The following is a 19468-nucleotide window of genomic DNA, read 5'->3' on the forward strand; positions in this document are numbered from 1 at the left end:
GCGCAGTTCGATGGCTTCCACTATGATGCGCATTCTGTCACGGACTGATTCTTACAAAGAGAGGATGCTGGCTCGTTCAGCACATAGTCTTGCCCTGTTCAGACCACGTATTTATGCGTGCTTTGCTGTGAACAGGTGAATACGTTAATGATGAGGTTTGTGAATGCCCCGCAGCACCTGGTTCAGCGCATTACTGTTGTTCGTCGCCCTTTGGGTTCCCGTAAGTCAGGCAGATACCGGTTGGCAGCCTTTAGCTGAAACCATCCGTAAAAGCGATAAAGACACCCGCCAGTATCAGGCCGTGCGCCTTGATAACGGCATGGTCGTGTTGCTGGTATCCGATCCTCAGGCCGTGAAATCCCTTTCTGCACTGGTGGTTCCCGTGGGCTCGCTGGAAGATCCGGACGAGCATCAGGGGCTGGCGCATTATCTCGAACACATGTGTCTGATGGGCTCGAAAAAATACCCGCAGCCGGACAGTCTGGCTGAATTCCTGAAAATGCACGGCGGCAGCCACAATGCCAGCACCGCGCCTTACCGTACGGCCTTCTATCTTGAAGTCGAAAACGACGCGTTGGTGGGGGCGGTGGATCGCCTGGCGGACGCTATTGCCGATCCGTTGCTGGATAAAAAATATGCCGATCGTGAGCGTAACGCGGTTAACTCCGAGCTGACGCTGGCGCGCACCCGAGACGGGATGCGTATGGCGCAGGTGAGTGCTGAGACCATCAACCCGGCGCACCCTGGCTCGCGTTTCTCCGGCGGAAATCTCGAGACATTAAGCGATAAACCGGGAAACCCGGTGGTGCAGGCATTACAAAAATTTCATGAAAAGTACTACTCCGCGAACCTGATGAAGGCGGTGATTTATAGCAATAAGCCCCTGCCAGAGCTGGCGCGGATAGCTGCTGACACCTTTGGACGCGTACCGAACAGAAATATCGCAAAGCCTGAAATTACCGTACCGGTAGTCACCGACGCGCAAAAGGGCGTCATCATCCACTATGTTCCGGCAATGCCGCGTAAAGTACTGCGCGTCGAGTTTCGTATCGATAACAACAGCGCGCAGTTCCGCAGTAAAACCGATGAGCTGGTGACCTATCTGATTGGTAATCGTAGCCCTGGCACGTTGTCTGACTGGCTGCAAAAGCAGGGGCTGGTTGAAGGTATTCGTGCGGATTCCGATCCGGTGGTCAATGGGAACAGCGGCGTGTTAGCCATTTCCGCGACGTTAACCGACAAAGGGCTGGTGAACCGCGATGAAGTTGTTGCGGCAATTTTCAGTTATCTCAATCTGTTACGCGATAAAGGCGTCGATAAACGCTATTTTGACGAACTGGCGCACGTACTGGATCTCGATTTCCGTTATCCCTCCATCACCCGTGATATGGACTACGTGGAATGGCTGGCTGATACCATGATCCGCGTTCCTGTCGAACATACGCTGGATGCGGTGAATATTGCCGACCAGTACGATGTGCAAGCCGTTGAGCAACGCCTGGCAATGATGACGCCACAGAATGCGCGTATCTGGTATATCAGTGCGAAAGAACCGCATAATAAAACCGCTTATTTTGTCGATGCGCCTTACCAGGTGGATAAAATCAGCGACAAAACCTTTGCCGACTGGCAGCAAAAAGCGCAGGGCATTGCGCTGTCGTTACCGGAGTTGAACCCCTACATTCCGGATGATTTCACGCTGATTAAAACGGATAAAAAATACGCTCACCCGGAACTGATCGTTGATGAGCCGGATCTACGCGTGGTGTATGCGCCGAGCCAGTATTTTGCCAGTGAGCCGAAGGCTGACGTCAGCGTGATCCTGCGTAACCCGAAGGCCATGGACAGCGCTCGCAACCAGGTATTATTCGCACTTAACGATTACTTGGCGGGGATTGCGCTCGATCAGTTAAGCAACCAGGCGTCGGTAGGTGGAATTGGTTTCTCTACCAACGCTAACAATGGGTTAATGCTTAACGCCAACGGCTACACCCAACGTCTGCCGCAGCTTTTTCAGGCTCTGCTGAGCGGCTATTTCAGCTACACCTCAACGGATGAACAGCTGGAACAGGCGAAATCCTGGTATGCCCAGATGATGGATTCTGCAGAGAAGGGTAAAGCCTACGATCAGGCAATTATGCCAGTGCAGATGCTTTCTCAGGTGCCGTACTTCTCACGCGATGAGCGCCGTAAACTACTGCCTTCTATCACCCTGAAAGAGGTGATGACGTACCGCGACGCCTTAAAAACCGGTGCGCGGCCTGAATTCCTGGTAATTGGTAATATGAGCGCCGCTCAGGCGACGACCATGGCGCGGGATATCCAACAACAGCTTGGCGCTAACGGGTCACAGTGGTGTCGCAATAAAGATGTGGTTGTGGACAAGAAGCAGTCCGTCATCTTTGAAAAAGCAGGCAGTAGCACGGACTCCGCGCTGGCGGCGGTATTTGTGCCAACCGGATACGATGAATACGCCAGTTCAGCCTACAGCGCCATGTTAGGGCAGATTGTTCAGCCGTGGTTCTACAATCAACTGCGTACTGAAGAGCAGTTAGGCTACGCTGTATTTGCTTTCCCGATGAGTATCGGCCGTCAGTGGGGAATGGGGTTCCTGCTGCAAAGCAATGATAAGCAGCCGTCTTATCTTTGGGAGCGTTATAAAGCGTTCTTCCCGACGGCGGAAGCGAAGCTGCGGGCGATGAAACCTGAAGAGTTTGCGCAAATTCAGCAGGCGATTATTGCGCAAATGCTGCAGGCGCCGCAAACGCTGGGGGAAGAAGCCTCACAGTTAAGCAAAGATTTTGATCGCGGCAATATGCGCTTCGATTCACGTGATAAAATAGTGGCTCAGATTAAACTGCTGACGCCGCAAAAACTTGCCGACTTCTTCCATCAGGCGGTGGTTGAGCCGCAAGGCATGGCGATACTGTCACAGGTTTCCGGCAGTCAGAACGGGAAAGCAGAATATGTGCACCCGGAAGGCTGGAAAGTGTGGCAGACAGTCAGCGCGTTGCAGCAAACCTTACCCCTGATGAGTGATAAGAATGAATGATGCCGCTGAGTCCCTTGATCCACTGCGCTTGCCCCTGACGGGCGAGCGCCTGATTGAAGCCTCTGCGGGCACCGGTAAAACCTTTACCATCGCCGCCCTGTATTTACGTTTACTGCTTGGACTGGGCGGCTCTGCCGCCTTTCCTCGTCCTCTGACCGTTGAAGAACTGCTCGTGGTCACCTTCACCGAGGCGGCCACCGAAGAGTTGCGTGGTCGAATTCGTAGCAACATTCATGAACTGCGAATTGCCTGCCTGCGTGAAACAACCGACAACCCGCTATATGCCCGTTTGTTAGATGAAATCGCCGATAAAAAACAGGCCGCTCAGTGGCTGCTATTGGCTGAAAGACAGATGGATGAAGCGGCGGTGTTTACCATCCACGGCTTTTGTCAGCGTATGCTCAGTCTCAACGCCTTTGAATCAGGCATGCTGTTCGAACAGCAACTGATAGAAGATGAATCGCTGCTGCGCTATCAGGCCTGTGCGGACTTCTGGCGTCGACACTGCTATCCACTACCCCGCGACATTGCGCAGGTGATTTTTGAAACGTGGAAAGGACCGCAGGCTCTGCTGAGAGACATCGATCGCTATCTGCAGGGGGAAGCGCCGGTCATCAAGGCTCCGCCGTCTGATGACGAAACGCTGGCTTCCCGGCACGAACAAATTCTCACGCGCATTAACCAGATCAAGCAGCAATGGCGTGATTCCGTTGATGAGCTGGATGGCCTGCTGGAAGCCTCCGGGATTGACCGGCGTAAATTTAACCGTGGTAACCAGGGTAAGTGGATCGAAAAGATCAGCGCATGGGCGCAAGAACAAACCCAAAGTTATCAGCTTCCTGACGCGCTGGAGAAATTCTCACAGCGTTTTCTGGAAGAGCGCACTAAAGCGGGCGGAATAACCCCTCAGCACCCGCTGTTTGTCGCTATTGATGAACTGCTTAGCGAACCGTTAACTCTCCGCGATCTGGTGATCACCCGGGCGCTGGCGGAGATCCGTTCAGCGGTTGCCGAGGAGAAACGACGCCGCGGTGAGCTAGGCTTTGACGATATGCTCAGCCGTCTGGATGCGGCGTTGCGCAGTGAAAGCGGCGATGCGCTGGCGACGGCTATCCGTACCCGTTTTCCGGTCGCGATGATCGATGAATTTCAGGATACCGATCCGCAGCAGTACCGTATTTTTCGCCGGATCTGGCAGCATCAGCCGGATACCGCACTGCTGCTGATTGGCGACCCAAAACAGGCGATTTACGCGTTCCGTGGCGCGGATATCTTCACCTATATGAAGGCGCGCAGCGAGGTCAGCGCACACTATACGCTCGATACCAACTGGCGTTCGGCCCCCGGCATGGTCAATAGCGTAAATACGCTTTTCAGCCAGATGGATGACGCCTTTATGTTCCGCGAAATCCCCTTTAGCCCGGTAAAATTTGCAGAAAAAAACCAGTCGTTTCGGTTTGTTTTACATGGTGAGACACAGCCAGCCATGAGCATGTGGCTGATGGAAGGGGAAAGCTGCGGCGTAGGCGATTACCAGAACTACATGGCCCAGGTGTGCGCCACGCAAATTCGCGACTGGCTTAAGGCCGGGCAGTCAGGCGCTGCGCAACTGGTCAGTGGTAAAACATCCAGTCCGGTACGCGCGTCGGACATCAGCGTACTGGTTCGTAGCCGCCAGGAGGCGGCACTGGTCCGTGATGCGCTGACGCAGCTGGCAATTCCCTCCGTCTACCTTTCCAACCGTGACAGCGTATTTGAAACGCTGGAAGCGCGGGAGTTGCTGTGGGTGCTGCAGGCGGTGATGACGCCGGAGCGTGAGAACACGCTGCGTAGCGCGCTGGCGACCTCAATGATGGGGCTGAATGCGCAGGATCTTGAAGCCTTAAATAACGATGAAAATGCCTGGGATGCGGTGGTCGAAGAGTTTGATGGCTATCGTCAGATCTGGCATAAACGCGGCGTGATGCCGATGCTGCGCGCGCTGATGACAACCCGCCAGATTGCGGAAAACCTGCTGGCGACGGCGGGGGGCGAACGCCGCCTGACCGATATTTTACATATCAGCGAACTGTTGCAGGAAGCAGGCTCGCAGCTGGAAAGCGAGCATGCGCTGGTGCGCTGGCTGTCCCAGCATATTCTTGAACCCGACAGCAACGCGTCCAGCCAGCAGCTCAGGCTGGAAAGCGACAAGCATCTGGTCAAAATCGTCACTATCCATAAATCTAAAGGGCTGGAGTATCCGCTGGTCTGGCTGCCGTTTATCACGAATTTCCGCGTCCAGGATCAGGCTTTCTACCACGATCGCAGCTCTTTTGAAGCCATGCTGGATCTCAGCGATGCCGAGGAGAGCGTTGAGCTGGCTGAAGCGGAGCGTCTGGCGGAAGACCTGCGTTTGCTCTATGTCGCGCTAACCCGTTCGGTATGGCACTGCAGCCTTGGTGTTGCGCCGTTGGTGCGACGTCGGGGCGATAAAAAAGGGGATACCGATGTACATCACAGCGCCCTTGGTCGCCTGTTGCAAAAAGGTGAGCCGATGGATGCCGCGGGTCTGCGTAGTGCGATTGAAGCACTGTGTAGCGACGATATTGCCTGCCAGACGCCTGCGCAGCCTGACGGTGAACGCTGGCAAGTTGCGCAGGCTGTTAGCTGCGAACTGAGTGCGAAAATACTGCAGCGTACGCCCGGCGATAGCTGGCGCGTGACCAGTTATTCCGGTCTGCAGCAGCGTGGGCATGGAATCGCGCAGGATCTGATCCCGCGACTGGATATTGATGCCGCAGGCGTTGGTGAGGTTATTGAAGAGTCAGGGCTTACACCGCATCAGTTCCCGCGCGGCGCTTCGCCAGGTACATTCTTGCATAGCCTGTTTGAAGATCTCGACTTTACTCAACCGGTAGATCCGAGTTGGGTCGAGGAAAAACTGGCGTTGGGCGGTTATGACGCGCACTGGACGCCGGTTTTGACCGAATGGCTGGACGCCATTTTGCAGGCGCCTCTCAACGAGACGGGCGTGAGTTTGAGCCATCTTTCCGCGGGTGAAAAACAGGTGGAGATGGAGTTTTACCTGCCGATTTCGCAGCCGCTGATGGCCAGCCAACTTGATGCGTTAATTCGCCAATACGATCCGCTCTCCGCGGGGTGCCCTGCGTTGGAATTTATGCAGGTACGCGGCATGCTGAAAGGATTTATTGACCTGGTTTTCCGCCACCAGGGGCGTTATTACCTTCTCGATTACAAATCGAACTGGCTGGGGGAAGACAGCTCAGCGTATACGCAGCAGGCGATGGCCTCTGCCATGCAGGCGCATCGCTACGACCTGCAGTATCAACTTTATACCCTGGCGCTGCATCGCTACTTGCGCCATCGCATTGCTGATTACGATTATGAACGCCATTTTGGCGGTGTTATCTATCTCTTCTTGCGTGGCATTGACAGTGAAAATCCGCAACAGGGAATTTACGCGACCCGACCTGACGGGGAGTTAATCGCCTTGATGGACGAGATGTTTGTCGGTGCGCCACTGGAGGAGATGTCATGACAATCCAGAAACGATTACTGGAAGCTGTGGAGCAAAAACAGCTCCGGCCTCTGGATGCTCAGTTTGCGCTGGCGGTTGCCGGAAATGACAACCCTGCCGTTGCGCTGGCGGCGGCGTTGCTCAGTCGTGAAGCAGGAGAAGGGCACGTCTGCTTACCACTTTCGCGGTTATCCCTGAGCGAGGATGCCCATCCCCTTTTAAGCGCCTGGCTCGCTGAAGTGGGGGAGCCAGAAGACTGGACGGAATGTCTGCTGGCCTCCGGGGCGGTAAGCCGTGGTGAGCAACCCACGCCGCTGGTGCTGCACGGCGATCGCTTGTATCTGAACCGGATGTGGCATAACGAACGGGCGGTGGCTCGCTTTTTCAGTGAAGTTAACCACGCCATTGAGGTGGATGAACAACGGCTGACCCACACGCTGGCGGCGTTGTTTCCACCAGCGGAAGGTGTTAACTGGCAAAAAGTGGCCGCTGCGGTGGCGTTGACCCGTCGTATATCGGTGATCTCCGGCGGGCCGGGGACCGGAAAAACGACAACAGTTGCGAGGCTTCTGGCGGCGTTGATTCAGATGACTGAGGGGGAACGCTGCCGTATTCGCCTGGCGGCTCCTACTGGAAAGGCGGCAGCGCGCCTGACTGCCTCGCTGGGTGCAGCGCTACGAGAACTGCCGTTAACCGAAGAGCAAAAGAAACGCATTCCCGATGACGCCAGTACGTTGCATCGATTATTAGGCGCTCAGCCAGGCAGTCAGCGCCTGCGCCATCATGCGGGAAACCCGCTGCATCTGGATGTGCTGGTGGTGGATGAAGCCTCGATGATTGATTTGCCGATGATGTCGCGCCTTATCGATGCGCTACCGCCGCACGGGCGGGTGATTTTTCTTGGCGATCGTGACCAGCTCGCTTCCGTCGAAGCGGGGGCGGTGCTGGGGGATATCTGTGCTTTCGTCGGTGACGGGTTTACCCCGGAACGCGCCCGCCAGCTCAGTCGTCTGACCGGAAGCGCTATTCCGGCAGGTCTGGGAACTCAGGCCGCCGCTTTGCGCGACAGTTTGTGTCTGCTGCAAAAGAGTTACCGTTTCGGTAGCGATTCCGGAATCGGTCAGTTGGCTGCTGCGATTAATCGTGGTGACAAAGCCGCGCTCAAAACGGTCTTCCGGCAGGGGTTTAGCGACATTGAAAAACGCACGCTACATAGCAGCGAAGATTACGCCGCGATGTTGGATGAGGCGCTGGCGGGTTATGGGCACTATCTGGATTTACTGCGTGAGGGCGCTGAGCCGGATGCTGTCATTCAGGCCTTCAATGAGTATCAGCTGTTGTGCGCCCTGCGTGAAGGTCCGTTTGGCGTGGGTGGTTTGAATGAACGCCTTGAGCAGGTGATGGCGCAAAAACGTAAAATTCATCGTTCAACGCATAGCCGCTGGTATGAGGGAAGGCCGGTGATGATCGCGCGCAATGACAGTTCGCTGGGATTATTTAACGGTGATATCGGCATTGCCCTCGATCGTGGACAGGGCCTGAGGGTGTGGTTTGCGCTGCCGGACGGTTCTATCAAATCAGTCCAGCCCAGTCGCTTACCTGAACATGAAACCACCTGGGCGATGACCGTGCACAAATCACAGGGATCTGAGTTTGACCATGCGGCGTTGATTTTACCCAGTCAGCATTCACCCGTGGTTACCCGCGAGCTGGTCTATACCGCCGTCACCCGCGCGCGCCGGCGTCTGTCACTGTATGCCGATGAGCGGATATTAAGTAACGCCATTGCCACCCGCACCGAACGTCGCAGCGGATTGGCGGCGTTGTTTAATCAATAAAATTCGTTGCCGGATAAGGCATTTATACCGCATCCGGCAACGACTACTACCCCAAATCCGCCATCAGCACCTTTGACCGCCGCTGATAGTTGTACATCTCTTTCTTGCTTTCCGGCAGCAGGTCGATATCCACCGGCGTGAAACCACGTTCCTGGAACCAGTGAATGCTGCGCGTGGTCAGCACGAACAGTTTGCTCAGTCCCATTTGCCGGGCCTGCGCGGCGATCCGCTCCAGCAATACTTCCCCGCGCGATGAGCTACGGTAGTCCGGATGCACCGCCACGCACGCCATTTCGCCAATTCTCTCCTCCGGGAAAGGGTACAGAGCGGCGCAGGCGATGGTCAGGTTATCGCGCTGAATAATCGTGAATTTGTCGATCTCCATTTCCAGTTGTTCGCGGGAGCGACGTACCAGAATGCCTTGTTGCTCCAGCGGGCGGATCAGCTCCAGAATCCCGCCGATATCGTTAATGGTAGCGCGGCGGATCTGCTCGGCGCTTTCCATTACGATCTGCGTACCAATCCCGTCACGGGAGAACAGTTCCTGCAGCAATGCGCCATCTTCCTGATAGCTGATCAGATGGCTGCGCCGTACCCCACTGCGACAGGCTTTCACTGCCCCGCGCAGGAAGCGCACTGTGCCGGAGCTGTAATCGCCTTTCTCTTCCTGCAACTCAACGCGCGCCTGGGCTTCGTTAGGAAACAGCTCGGAAATAATATCGCCATCATCGTTGGTGACGCCCTGAGAGGAGCAAAAGCCGATCATTTTCTCTGCCTTCAGTTTGATAGCCAACTGCGTGGCGACCTCTTCTGAAGTCAGGTTAAAGCTCTCTCCGGTGACGGAAACGGCGACCGGGCCCATCAGCACAATCGCGCCACTGTCTAACTGCCGGTGAATGGCATCTTCATCAATACGACGAATACGTCCGCTATGGCAGTAATCCACGCCGTCATCAACGCCCAGCGGCTGGGAGATAATAAAATTACCGCTGACCACATTGATGTGCGCCCCCTGCAATGGCGTATTATTCAGGCTCATTGACAGGCGGGCGGTAATATCAAGCTGAAGTAACCCTGCCGCCTGTTTGACCAGCTCCAGGGTTTTAGCGTCGGTAACGCGCGTATTCTTGTGGTACACCGGTTCATGATGATGCGCCGCAAGATTGGCATCAATCTGCGGTCGTGCGCCATAGACCACGACAAGGCGGATGCCGAGACTATGAAGAAGGCCAATGTCATTGACGATACTGGAAAAGTTTTCATGCTCGATGGCTTCGCCGCCCAGCATAATGACAAACGTCTTTCCCCGATGGGTATTGATATAGGGAACAGAATGGCGGAATCCCTGTACCAGTTCGGTTCTACGCTCCTTCACCACGGCACACCCTCATTGCATGATTATTCGTAATTTATGTATTTTTATTCTGTTTTAACGCTGTGCGCAAGCGTAATTTTTACCCATGCCGAAGATTTTTCTCAGTAATGCCGTGAATATAAAAAGAATGTTTACCCTTTTATAGATGACAGATTATGCGTCATTCGCTAAAGTTTCCGGTCAATTCAGACGTTTTACGTATTACCTCAATAAAGATTTCTTTTTGCTCGGGAGAAGCATGTCGGGATCCAATTCAGCAATCAGTCGCCGCCGTTTACTGAAAGGTGCGGGTGCTATGTGGCTTTTGAGCGTCAGCCAGGTTGGTCTGGCGGCCATGAGTCAGGTCGTTGCCGTACGTGTCTGGCCAGCGTCCAGCTACACCCGCGTCACGGTAGAATCTAACCGTCTGCTGAAATACAAACAGTTTGCCCTGAGTAATCCTGAGCGTGTGGTTGTGGATATTGAAGGCGTTAATTTGAACTCGGTGCTCAAGGGCATGGGTGCGCAGATCCGTCCTGACGATCCGTATATTAAATCGGCGCGCGTCGGGCAGTTTGACCCACAGACCGTGCGGATGGTGTTCGAGCTGAAACAGAATGTGAAGCCGCAACTTTTTGCGCTGGCTCCGGTGGCCGGCTTTAAAGAACGTCTGGTGATGGATCTCTATCCCGCGAATGCCCAGGATGTTCAGGATCCGCTGCTGGCGTTGCTGGAAGAATACAACAAGGGCGATCTGGACAAACAGGTGCCGCCTGCGCAAAGTGGCCCGCAGCCGGGTAAAGCGGGGCGCGATCGTCCCATTGTCATTATGCTCGACCCAGGGCATGGAGGAGAGGACTCCGGTGCGGTGGGGAAATACAAGACGCGTGAAAAAGATGTGGTGCTGCAGATTGCCCGACGCCTGCGAGCCCTCATAGAGAAAGAGGGCAACATGAAGGTCTTTATGACGCGAAATGAAGATATCTTCATTCCGCTTAAAGTCCGCGTGGCGAAAGCGCAGAAGCAGCGTGCAGACCTGTTTGTCTCTATTCACGCCGATGCATTTACCAGTCGACAGCCCAGAGGTTCGTCGGTATTTGCGCTCTCCACCAAAGGGGCGACCAGCACCGCCGCGAAATATCTGGCGCAAACTCAGAACGCCTCGGATTTGATTGGCGGCGTCAGCAAGAGCGGCGATCGCTACGTCGACCATACCATGTTTGATATGGTGCAATCGCTGACCATCGCCGACAGCCTGAAGTTTGGTAAAGCGGTATTGAATAAGCTCGGTAAAGTTAACAATCTGCATAAGAACCAGGTTGAACAAGCCGGGTTTGCGGTACTAAAAGCGCCGGATATTCCGTCTATTCTGGTGGAAACCGCATTTATCAGTAACGTTGAGGAAGAGCGCAAGCTCAAAACTGCGACCTTCCAGCAGGAAGTTGCAGAGTCGATTCTGGCGGGGATCAAAGCCTACTTTGCCGATGGCGCGACGCTGGCGAGAAGGGGATAACAAAAAAGCGCTGAAAAGCGCTTTTTTTATGGACCGCAGATACAAAAAAACACCCTTTAGGGTGTTTATAATGTTGGTTGCGGGGGCCGGATTTGAACCGACGACCTTCGGGTTATGAGCCCGACGAGCTACCAGGCTGCTCCACCCCGCGTCACCGTACTGCTTTATATTTTATCAAATTTGATTGGTTGCGGGGGCCGGATTTGAACCGACGACCTTCGGGTTATGAGCCCGACGAGCTACCAGGCTGCTCCACCCCGCGTCACCGTACTGCTTTTATTTCATCAAATTTTAATTGGTTGCGGGGGCCAGATTTGAACTGACGACCTTCGGGTTATGAGCCCGACGAGCTACCAAGCTGCTCCACCCCGCGTCCGTGGATGCGCACTATACTCTGCTCGCATTTTCATGCAACCCTTTTTTCACCTTGATCACGTTTTTAAGGTGAAAATGAACAAAAACAACGCATTCTGGATTGTTTTTTGCTCAAAATTTGCGTTCGGGTATGTATACGCATTTCATTAGGTTCGGGGGTTTGTTATCTTCGTCTCGCATTCAGGCAACATAAGACGAGAACAATGAAAGGACGTTGGGCAAAATATCTTCTTGCGGGAGCAGTCGTCGCGATGCTCGCCGCGTGTTCCTCAAAACCCACCGATCGTGGGCAGCAGTATAAAGACGGGAAATTTACCCAGCCTTTCTCACTGGTGAACCAGCCTGATGCGGTTGGCGCACCAATCAATGCCGGTGATTTCGCCGAGCAGGTTAATCAAATTCGCAGCGCTTCGCCACGTTTGTACGGCAACCAGAGCAACGTTTACAACGCTATCCAGCAGTGGTTACGTGCGGGCGGTGATACGCGCAGTATGCGCCAGTTTGGTATTGATGCCTGGCAAATGGAAGGGGCGGACAATTACGGTAACGTCCAGTTTACCGGTTACTACACGCCGGTTATTCAGGCGCGCCATACGCGCCAGGGCGAGTTTCAGTATCCTATCTATCGCATGCCGCCAAAACGTGGCCGCTTACCAAGCCGGGCCGAGATTTACGCGGGCGCGCTGAGCGACAACTACATTCTGGCGTACAGCAACTCCCTGATGGATAACTTCATTATGGATGTGCAGGGCAGTGGTTACATCGATTTTGGCGATGGCAGCCCGCTTAACTTCTTTAGCTATTCCGGGAAAAACGGCCACGCCTATCGCAGCATCGGTAAAGTGCTTATCGACCGTGGCGAAGTGAAAAAAGAAGATATGTCGATGCAGGCTATTCGCCATTGGGGTGAAACGCACAGCGAAGCCGAAGTGCGTGAGCTGTTGGAGCAGAACCCATCGTTTGTCTTCTTTAAACCGCAATCTTTTGCACCGGTCAAAGGGGCCAGCGCGGTACCGTTGATTGGCCGCGCGTCTGTGGCTTCTGACCGCAGTATCATTCCGGCGGGCACAACATTGCTGGCGGAAGTCCCGTTACTGGACAATAACGGCAAGTTTACCGGCCAGTACGAACTGCGCCTGATGGTGGCGTTAGATGTGGGTGGCGCTATTAAAGGGCAACACTTCGATATCTATCAGGGCATTGGTGCTGACGCCGGACACCGTGCGGGGTGGTATAATCACTACGGTCGCGTCTGGGTACTGAAAACAGCGCCGGGTACGGGTAACGTGTTCAGCGGTTAATAGCCGGATGGCGCTCGATATTAATGAATTTGAGGTGTTATGTCTGTGGTTATCAGTGATGCCTGGCGCCAGCGTTTTGGCGGTACGGCGCGTCTGTATGGCGAAAATGCGCTGCAGTTGTTTGCCCAATCGCACGTTTGCGTGGTCGGGATTGGCGGGGTAGGATCGTGGGCGGCGGAAGCGCTGGCGCGTACCGGTATTGGCGCCATCACGCTCATCGATATGGATGATGTGTGCGTCACCAATACTAACCGCCAGATCCATGCTCTGCGCGATAACGTCGGCCTGGCAAAAGCTGAAGTGATGGCTGAACGTATCCGCCAGATTAACCCGGAGTGCCGGGTGAACGTGGTCGATGATTTTGTCACGCCGGATAATGTTGCTGAGTATATGAGTGCGGGTTATTCGTATGTCATTGATGCGATTGATAGCGTGCGCCCAAAAGCGGCACTGATCGCCTGGTGTCGGCGTAACAAAATTCCGCTGGTGACCACCGGTGGTGCGGGAGGGCAGATCGACCCGACGCAGATACAGGTCGTTGATTTGGCAAAAACTATCCAGGATCCGCTGGCAGCCAAGCTACGCGAGCGACTGAAAAGCGATTTTGGCGTGGTGAAAAACAGCAAAGGCAAGCTGGGCGTGGACTGTGTGTTCTCGACCGAAGCGCTGGTTTACCCGCAGGCAGATGGCTCGGTATGTGCGATGAAGGCGACGGCGGAAGGGCCGAAGCGCATGGATTGCGCATCCGGTTTTGGCGCGGCCACTATGGTGACCGCCACCTTTGGCTTTGTTGCCGTCTCACACGCGCTGAAGAAGATGATGGCGAAAGCGGCGCGCCAGAGTTGAGTGTTGTGCCGGATAAGACGCGTTCGCGTCGCCATCCGGCAACCATCAAACCTGTCGGGCAGCCTCAAGAATCGCCTCGTTCAGAGCATGCAGCCCCTGGGTACGCGAGGCGCTGAGCTGCGCGCGTAAACCTAGCTCGTCAAATAATGCCATAGGCGAATGCGCCAGTAACTCGGCTGCAGTTTTACCTTCGACCGCCGTGAGTAATACCGCCAGCAGCCCGCGAACAATGCGACCTTCGCTGTCGCCGAAGAAATGCAAAGTACCATTCTCATGAAGGGTATGCCCCAGCCAAACGCGGTTTTCGCAGCCCGCGATCTCTTTGGCCTGTGCCTTTAGCGAATCCGGAAGCGCTGGCAACTGCTTACCCAGCAGAATCAGTTGGCGATATTTATCTTCCCACTGGGTGAGCGAGGTAAAGGTATTGCGTAACGTCTCTTCCGTTACGGTTGTGCCAAACGGGTGTCCGGCGAACAGAGGGCTTGTCATTAATCCACCAATATTTCCAGCGCGCGGTCAACGGCTGCGACCAACGCATCTACATCACTTTGCGTATTATAAGGTGCAAATGAGGCGCGTAGCGTCCCGGATACGCCCAGTTCTGCCAGCAGCGGTTGCGCACAGTGTTGTCCTGCACGCAGTGCAATGCCATATTCGGCCAGCAACGTCACCATGTCGCTGTGATGAACCCCTGCGAAATCAAAGGCTAACAGACTGGAGTCCTGGCAGCGGAAGGAGCGAAAGCCGGGGCGTTTCGCCAGCGCATCTTCTGCCAACGTCGCCAGACCCCGACTCCAGTTTTCGGCCTGCACCACGTCAACGTCCGCCAGCCATTCGAGCGCCGCGCTTAGTCCGATAACGCCAGCAACGTTAGGCGTACCGGCCTCCAGCTTCCATGGAGCAGCCTGGGGGGTGAAACCGTCAAAACTGACTTCGCTAATCATTTTACCGCCACCGAGCCAGGGAGACATGGCATCCAGCAGTTCCGGTTTACCGTACAGCACGCCAATGCCGGTGGGACCATACAGCTTGTGGCCCGAGAACGCATAGAAATCAATGTCTAATTGCTGTACGTCGGCGGGGAAATGGACAATCCCCTGGGCACCATCCACCATCACCACCATTCCAGCCGCATGGGCGAGCGTAATGGCGCGGGCTAAATCCGGGCAACCGCCGGTAACGTTCGACATCTGCCCAAGCGCCAGAATGCGGCTGCGTGGAGTGATGAGTTGCGCGAGGCTTTCAACGTCTGGCAATAAATGGGCGTTAAGCGGCAGCCTGACGACCTTCGCCCCCGTTTGCTCCGCCACCATCAGCCAGGGCACGAGGTTGGCATGATGCTCTGCTGCGCTAACGATAATCTCATCACTCGGTTGTAAGCGAGGTCGCGCATAGCTTTGGGCAACCATGTTGATCGCTTCAGTCGTACCGCGGGTCCAGACGATTGTTTTGTCATCCGGCGCATTAATCAGGCTTGCGACTTTTTCCCGCGCGGCTTCATAGCGTGCGGTCAGGCGCTGTGCTTCTGCAAACTGGCTGCGATGGACGTTCCCGGCGCTCAGGCTATAAAACTGATGGGTGGCCTCAATCACTGCCTGCGGCTTCAGTGCGGTAGCAGCGCTGTCGAGATAGACGCCAGCATCGTTGAGTGCGGGAAATTGCGCGCGAAACTGCGCGGGGTTAAAAGCGTTCATGGTATTCCTCAGTTCAGTAAACCGATCGTGGCGCAAAAAGGGCGCTGATACAAGGGGGGGGGCTAACCATCGGAATACTCTGGATATCCTGGCAAAGTCCACGCAGTGTCTTATGCTATATACCGTTAGGCGAGCAATTTAGCCTGTTACGGAGTGTGTTTTTAATAGCATAAATCGCTTTAAGGAGAAAAAGATGAAAAAGACTGCCGCAATTATCTCTGCTTGTATGCTGACTTTTGCCCTGAGCGCCTGTTCTGGTTCGAATTACGTGATGCACACCAATGATGGTCGATCAATCGTATCTGATGGTAAGCCACAGACCGACAATGAAACGGGGATGATTTCGTATAAAGACGCTAACGGCAACAAACAGCAGATTAACCGTACCGATGTGAAAGAGATGGTAGAACTGGATAACTAACCGGTCGTCCATCGACAAAGAGTCGGACAAAAAAAAGCACCGCAATTTGGCGGTGCTACATTAATCACTATGGACAGACAGGGTAAATGTACAGGAAGTGAAAAAGGGTAGCTTTGCTACCATGGTCTGAATCGCAGACCAATTGCAAACACAACAACACAACATCACAACCGTAAGCCAAAAGCCCACCAGAACACGCATTCCGATAAAACTTTTCGTTCCGGCTTCAGGAAGTGCCGCCACTATAGGTATTTGCTGGTAGAACCTCAACGGACAATTTATAATGGCTCAGATAAAAAAAACTAATAGGTTGCAACCTGTTGGTTAATTGTTAAATTCATTTAACATCAAAGCCTAAAAGTCATGTCAAAACGATTACCACCCCTAAATGCGTTGCGTGTTTTTGATGCTGCAGCGCGTCATTTGAGCTTTACTCGCGCAGCAGAAGAGCTTTTTGTGACGCAGGCCGCAGTAAGTCATCAAATCAAGTCACTTGAGGATTTCCTGGGGCTGAAGCTGTTTCGTCGACGCAATCGATCTTTGCTGTTAACGGAAGAAGGCCAAAGCTACTTTCTCGACATCAAAGAGATTTTTTCGCAATTAACCGACGCGACGCGTAAACTTCAGGCACGCAGTGCAAAAGGTGCGCTCACTGTGAGTTTATTGCCCAGTTTTGCAATCCAATGGATGGTACCCAGACTCTCTAGCTTTAACTCAGCTTATCCGGGAATCGATGTCAGGATCCAGGCGGTGGACCGTCAGGAAGACAAACTGGCTGACGATGTTGATGTGGCGATTTTCTACGGACGTGGCAACTGGCCGGGTCTGCGTGTTGAAAAATTGTACGCAGAATATCTATTGCCGGTCTGCTCGCCGCTATTACTCACCGGTGATAAACCGCTAAAGACGCCCGAAGATCTGGCGAAGCACACATTATTGCACGATGCGTCACGCCGTGACTGGCAAGCCTATACGCGCCAACTTGGCCTGAATCATATCAACGTACAGCAGGGACCCATCTTCAGCCATAGCGCCATGGTGCTCCAGGCTGCTATCCATGGACAGGGAATTGCATTGGCTAATAACGTCATGGCGCAATCCGAAATAGAAGCCGGACGTCTGGTTTGTCCGTTTAATGATGTTCTGGTCAGCAAAAACGCATTTTATCTGGTTTGTCATGACAGTCAGGCAGAACTGGGTAAAATAGCCGCCTTCCGTCAGTGGATTCTGGCGAAAGCGGCCACGGAACAAGAAAAATTCCGCTTTCGTTATGAACAATAATTTACGTAGGGTATTCACATGACCAGCCGTTTTATGCTGATTTTTGCCGCCGTAAGTGGCTTTATCTTTGTGGCGTTGGGCGCCTTTGGGGCACATGTTCTGAGTAAAACCCTCGGTGTCGTTGAGATGGGGTGGATCCAGACTGGCCTCGAGTATCAGGCGTTCCATACGCTGGCTATATTTGGCCTGGCCGTCGCCATGCAGCGGCGCATTAGCATTTGGTTTTACTGGAGTAGCGTGTTTTTGGCATTAGGAACCGTGCTGTTTAGCGGCAGCCTGTATTGCCTCGCGCTCTCGCATTTACGCCTGTGGGCGTTTGTTACCCCCGTCGGCGGTTTCAGCTTCCTTGTGGGCTGGGCGCTGATGTTAGTGGGCGCTATTCGATTGAAACGTAAGGGCGTTAGCCATGAATAAGGTTGTATTGTTGTGTCGCCCAGGTTTTGAAAAAGAGTGCGCCGCAGAAATTACGGATAAAGCAGGACGCCGGGAAATCTTCGGTTTTGCCCGCGTGAAAGACAATGCGGGTTACGTCATCTTCGAATGCTATCAGCAGGACGATGCCGAAAAGTTAGTGAAAGAGTTGCCGTTTAGCTCGCTGATTTTTGCCCGTCAAATGTTTGTGGTGGGCGAACTGCTGCAATATTTACCGCCGGAAGACCGCATTACGCCGATTGTCGGCATGTTGCAGGGCGTGGTAGAGAAAGGCGGCGATCTGCGCGTTGAAGTTGCTGACACCAATGAAAGCAAGGAGTTGGTTAAATTTTGCCGTAAATTTACCGTACCGCTGCGCGCGGCGCTGCGGGAAGCGGGCGTGCTGGCAAAGTATGAAACGCCAAAACGTCCGGTGGTTCATGTGTTCTTTATCGCACCAGGCTGTTGCTATACCGGCTATTCCTGGCCCGACAATAACTCCCCGTTCTACATGGGCATTCCGCGTCTGAAGTTCCCGGCCGATGCGCCGAGCCGTTCAACACTGAAGCTGGAAGAAGCGCTGCACGTGTTCATTCCTGCCGATGAGTGGGATGAACGTCTGGCTAACGGAATGTATGCGGTGGATTTAGGGGCATGCCCGGGCGGTTGGACCTATCAACTGGTTAAACGCAACATGTGGGTTTACTCCGTGGATAATGGTCCGATGGCGCAAAGCCTGATGGATACCGGACAAGTTACCTGGCTGCGCGAAGACGGATTTAAGTACCGGCCAAATCGCAATAACATTTCGTGGATGGTTTGCGACATGGTGGAAAAGCCCGCGAAGGTTGCCGCCCTGATGGCGCAGTGGCTGGTCAACGGCTGGTGTCGTGAGACTATCTTCAACCTCAAGCTGCCGATGAAAAAACGCTACGAAGAGGTGTCGCAAAACCTGGCTTATATTCAGGCACAGCTTGACGAGCATGGCGTAAATGCCCAGATTCAGGCGCGTCAGCTGTATCATGACCGTGAAGAAGTCACCGTGCACGTCCGTCGCCTGTGGGCTGCTGTTGGTGGTCGTCGCGACGAGCGATAAGGTAAAATTGCAGGCCGGATGAAGGCGTAAATGTCTCATCCGGCCTGCATTGTTTCAATCAGCGGCGTATCTGAAATAATATGCGTCACATCATCCAGATGCCCAATCCGGGCCTCTCCCGAACGATTAAATTTACTTTTATCGATCAGCAATAATGACTGCGCTGCGCGCTTAAGCAGAATGGACTTGAAGTCGGCATTGGTCGCGTTAGAGTCCCAGAGTGCGCCGTCGCTGTCGATCCCTGCGCAGGAAAAAATAAACAGATCGATCTCGAGTGGTTTGAGCTGCGAGATGAGCGAGGGGTTAACATAGCAACCGTATTTACGCTCAAGGCGACCGCCGGAGCTGATTAGCTGAAGGTGTTCGCGTTTAGCCAATTCCTGGCAAATGGGCTGGCTGTTGGTAAAGACGTGAATGTTGATGTCCGGTAACTGTCGCGCCATGTACCAGCACGTTGAGCTGGCGTCCAGGGCTATCACCATACCTTCTTCGATCCATGCCAGCGCTTCGCGGGCAATATTCGCTTTGTGGGCATAGTGGCTTTTGAGTCGCATATGAAACGGGTCGCCGCTGTCCTGATTTTCCCGATGAATCACTTTGGCCCGCCCGTGATTGCGCAGCACTTTTCCCTGGGCTTGTAGCTCGCTGAGATCGCGGCGGATGGTCTCTTTGCTGACCTTAAGTTGCAAAGCAAGGGTTTCGGTTGTCAGATTTTTGTGGTTGGTAAGCAGATCTACGATCGCCTGCTGGCGCGCCGCTTTCATGTTCT

Annotated in this window: 14 protein-coding genes and 3 tRNA genes; 10 read left to right on the forward strand and 7 right to left on the reverse strand. The window is 54.0% G+C overall.

Going from position 1 to position 19468, the window contains the following annotated elements; genetic code table 11:
* Positions 1–163: 163 nt before the first annotated feature.
* Genes ptrA through recD form a run of 3 tightly spaced genes read left to right on the forward strand, consistent with a single transcriptional unit; the run spans position 164 to position 8407 of the window.
* A complete protein-coding gene (ptrA, locus tag HV237_RS05085) occupies positions 164–3052 on the forward strand; it encodes a pitrilysin (RefSeq protein ID WP_047359088.1) in 2889 nt (962 codons plus the stop codon).
* A complete protein-coding gene (gene recB / locus HV237_RS05090) occupies positions 3045–6590 on the forward strand; it encodes an exodeoxyribonuclease V subunit beta (RefSeq protein WP_047359089.1) in 3546 nt (1181 codons plus the stop codon). Before ptrA ends, recB begins: the two co-directional genes overlap by 8 nt.
* Positions 6587–8407 carry an exodeoxyribonuclease V subunit alpha gene (gene recD, locus HV237_RS05095; RefSeq protein ID WP_047359090.1) on the forward strand — a complete coding sequence of 607 codons (1821 nt, stop codon included), beginning with the start codon at positions 6587–6589 and terminating at the stop codon, positions 8405–8407. Before recB ends, recD begins: the two co-directional genes overlap by 4 nt.
* Positions 8408–8453: 46 nt before the next feature.
* On the opposite strand, the gene argA is transcribed toward recD, so the two are convergent.
* Positions 8454–9785 carry an amino-acid N-acetyltransferase gene (gene argA / locus HV237_RS05100; RefSeq protein ID WP_047359091.1) on the reverse strand — a complete coding sequence of 444 codons (1332 nt, stop codon included), beginning with the start codon at positions 9783–9785 and terminating at the stop codon, positions 8454–8456.
* Positions 9786–10020: 235 nt separating this feature from the next.
* Here argA and amiC point away from each other — a divergent pair, with 235 nt between their 5' ends.
* Positions 10021–11274, forward strand: a complete 1254-nt coding sequence (gene amiC / locus HV237_RS05105) for an N-acetylmuramoyl-L-alanine amidase AmiC (RefSeq protein WP_016154266.1) — start codon at positions 10021–10023, stop codon at positions 11272–11274.
* Between the two features lie 74 nt (positions 11275–11348).
* Here amiC and HV237_RS05110 read toward each other — a convergent pair.
* The 3 genes from HV237_RS05110 to HV237_RS05120 all read right to left on the reverse strand — a co-directional run bounded on the left by HV237_RS05110 (position 11349) and on the right by HV237_RS05120 (position 11647).
* Positions 11349–11425 (reverse strand) — tRNA-Met (locus HV237_RS05110).
* Between the two features lie 34 nt (positions 11426–11459).
* A tRNA-Met gene (locus HV237_RS05115) sits at positions 11460–11536 on the reverse strand.
* 34 nt (positions 11537–11570) lie between these two features.
* Positions 11571–11647, reverse strand: a tRNA-Met gene (locus tag HV237_RS05120).
* A 205-nt stretch (positions 11648–11852) separates the two neighbouring features.
* Between HV237_RS05120 and mltA the strand changes: the two genes are divergently transcribed.
* Together mltA and tcdA are read left to right on the forward strand one after the other, a co-directional pair.
* The gene (mltA, locus tag HV237_RS05125) at positions 11853–12950 is read left to right on the forward strand and encodes a murein transglycosylase A (protein ID WP_019077597.1); all 1098 of its coding nucleotides are present in this window, start codon (positions 11853–11855) and stop codon (positions 12948–12950) included.
* 39 nt (positions 12951–12989) lie between these two features.
* On the forward strand, positions 12990–13796 hold the full coding sequence (gene tcdA, locus HV237_RS05130; protein ID WP_019077596.1) for a tRNA cyclic N6-threonylcarbamoyladenosine(37) synthase TcdA: 807 nt from the start codon (positions 12990–12992) through the stop codon (positions 13794–13796).
* A 45-nt stretch (positions 13797–13841) separates the two neighbouring features.
* On the opposite strand, the gene csdE is transcribed toward tcdA, so the two are convergent.
* Positions 13842–14285 (reverse strand): cysteine desulfurase sulfur acceptor subunit CsdE, encoded by a 444-nt coding sequence (gene csdE / locus HV237_RS05135; protein ID WP_047357912.1) that lies wholly within the window; start codon positions 14283–14285, stop codon positions 13842–13844.
* Positions 14285–15490, reverse strand: a complete 1206-nt coding sequence (csdA, locus tag HV237_RS05140; RefSeq protein WP_047357911.1) for a cysteine desulfurase CsdA — start codon at positions 15488–15490, stop codon at positions 14285–14287. The genes csdE and csdA overlap by 1 nt, the downstream gene beginning before the upstream one ends.
* A 193-nt stretch (positions 15491–15683) precedes the next feature.
* Between csdA and HV237_RS05145 the strand changes: the two genes are divergently transcribed.
* The 4 genes from HV237_RS05145 (at position 15684) to rlmM (ending at position 18699) form a co-directional block, all read left to right on the forward strand.
* The gene (locus HV237_RS05145) at positions 15684–15911 is read left to right on the forward strand and encodes a YgdI/YgdR family lipoprotein (protein WP_016154261.1); all 228 of its coding nucleotides are present in this window, start codon (positions 15684–15686) and stop codon (positions 15909–15911) included.
* Positions 15912–16274: 363 nt separating this feature from the next.
* Positions 16275–17192, forward strand: a complete 918-nt coding sequence (gcvA, locus tag HV237_RS05150; protein ID WP_016154260.1) for a glycine cleavage system transcriptional regulator GcvA — start codon at positions 16275–16277, stop codon at positions 17190–17192.
* An 18-nt stretch (positions 17193–17210) separates the two neighbouring features.
* Positions 17211–17606, forward strand: coding sequence for a DUF423 domain-containing protein (locus tag HV237_RS05155; RefSeq protein ID WP_003034037.1), 396 nt, complete (start codon positions 17211–17213; stop codon positions 17604–17606).
* Positions 17599–18699 carry a 23S rRNA (cytidine(2498)-2'-O)-methyltransferase RlmM gene (rlmM, locus tag HV237_RS05160; RefSeq protein WP_003034040.1) on the forward strand — a complete coding sequence of 367 codons (1101 nt, stop codon included), beginning with the start codon at positions 17599–17601 and terminating at the stop codon, positions 18697–18699. Before HV237_RS05155 ends, rlmM begins: the two co-directional genes overlap by 8 nt.
* Positions 18700–18734: 35 nt before the next feature.
* Here rlmM and fucR read toward each other — a convergent pair whose 3' ends face one another.
* Entirely contained in the window at positions 18735–19463 is a 729-nt protein-coding gene (gene fucR / locus HV237_RS05165) for an L-fucose operon activator (RefSeq protein ID WP_047357910.1), read from the reverse strand.
* Positions 19464–19468: the final 5 nt, after the last annotated feature.

Origin of the sequence: Citrobacter sp. RHBSTW-00570 (assembly GCF_013739755.1) — a bacterium.
GTDB lineage: Bacteria > Pseudomonadota > Gammaproteobacteria > Enterobacterales > Enterobacteriaceae > Citrobacter > Citrobacter braakii.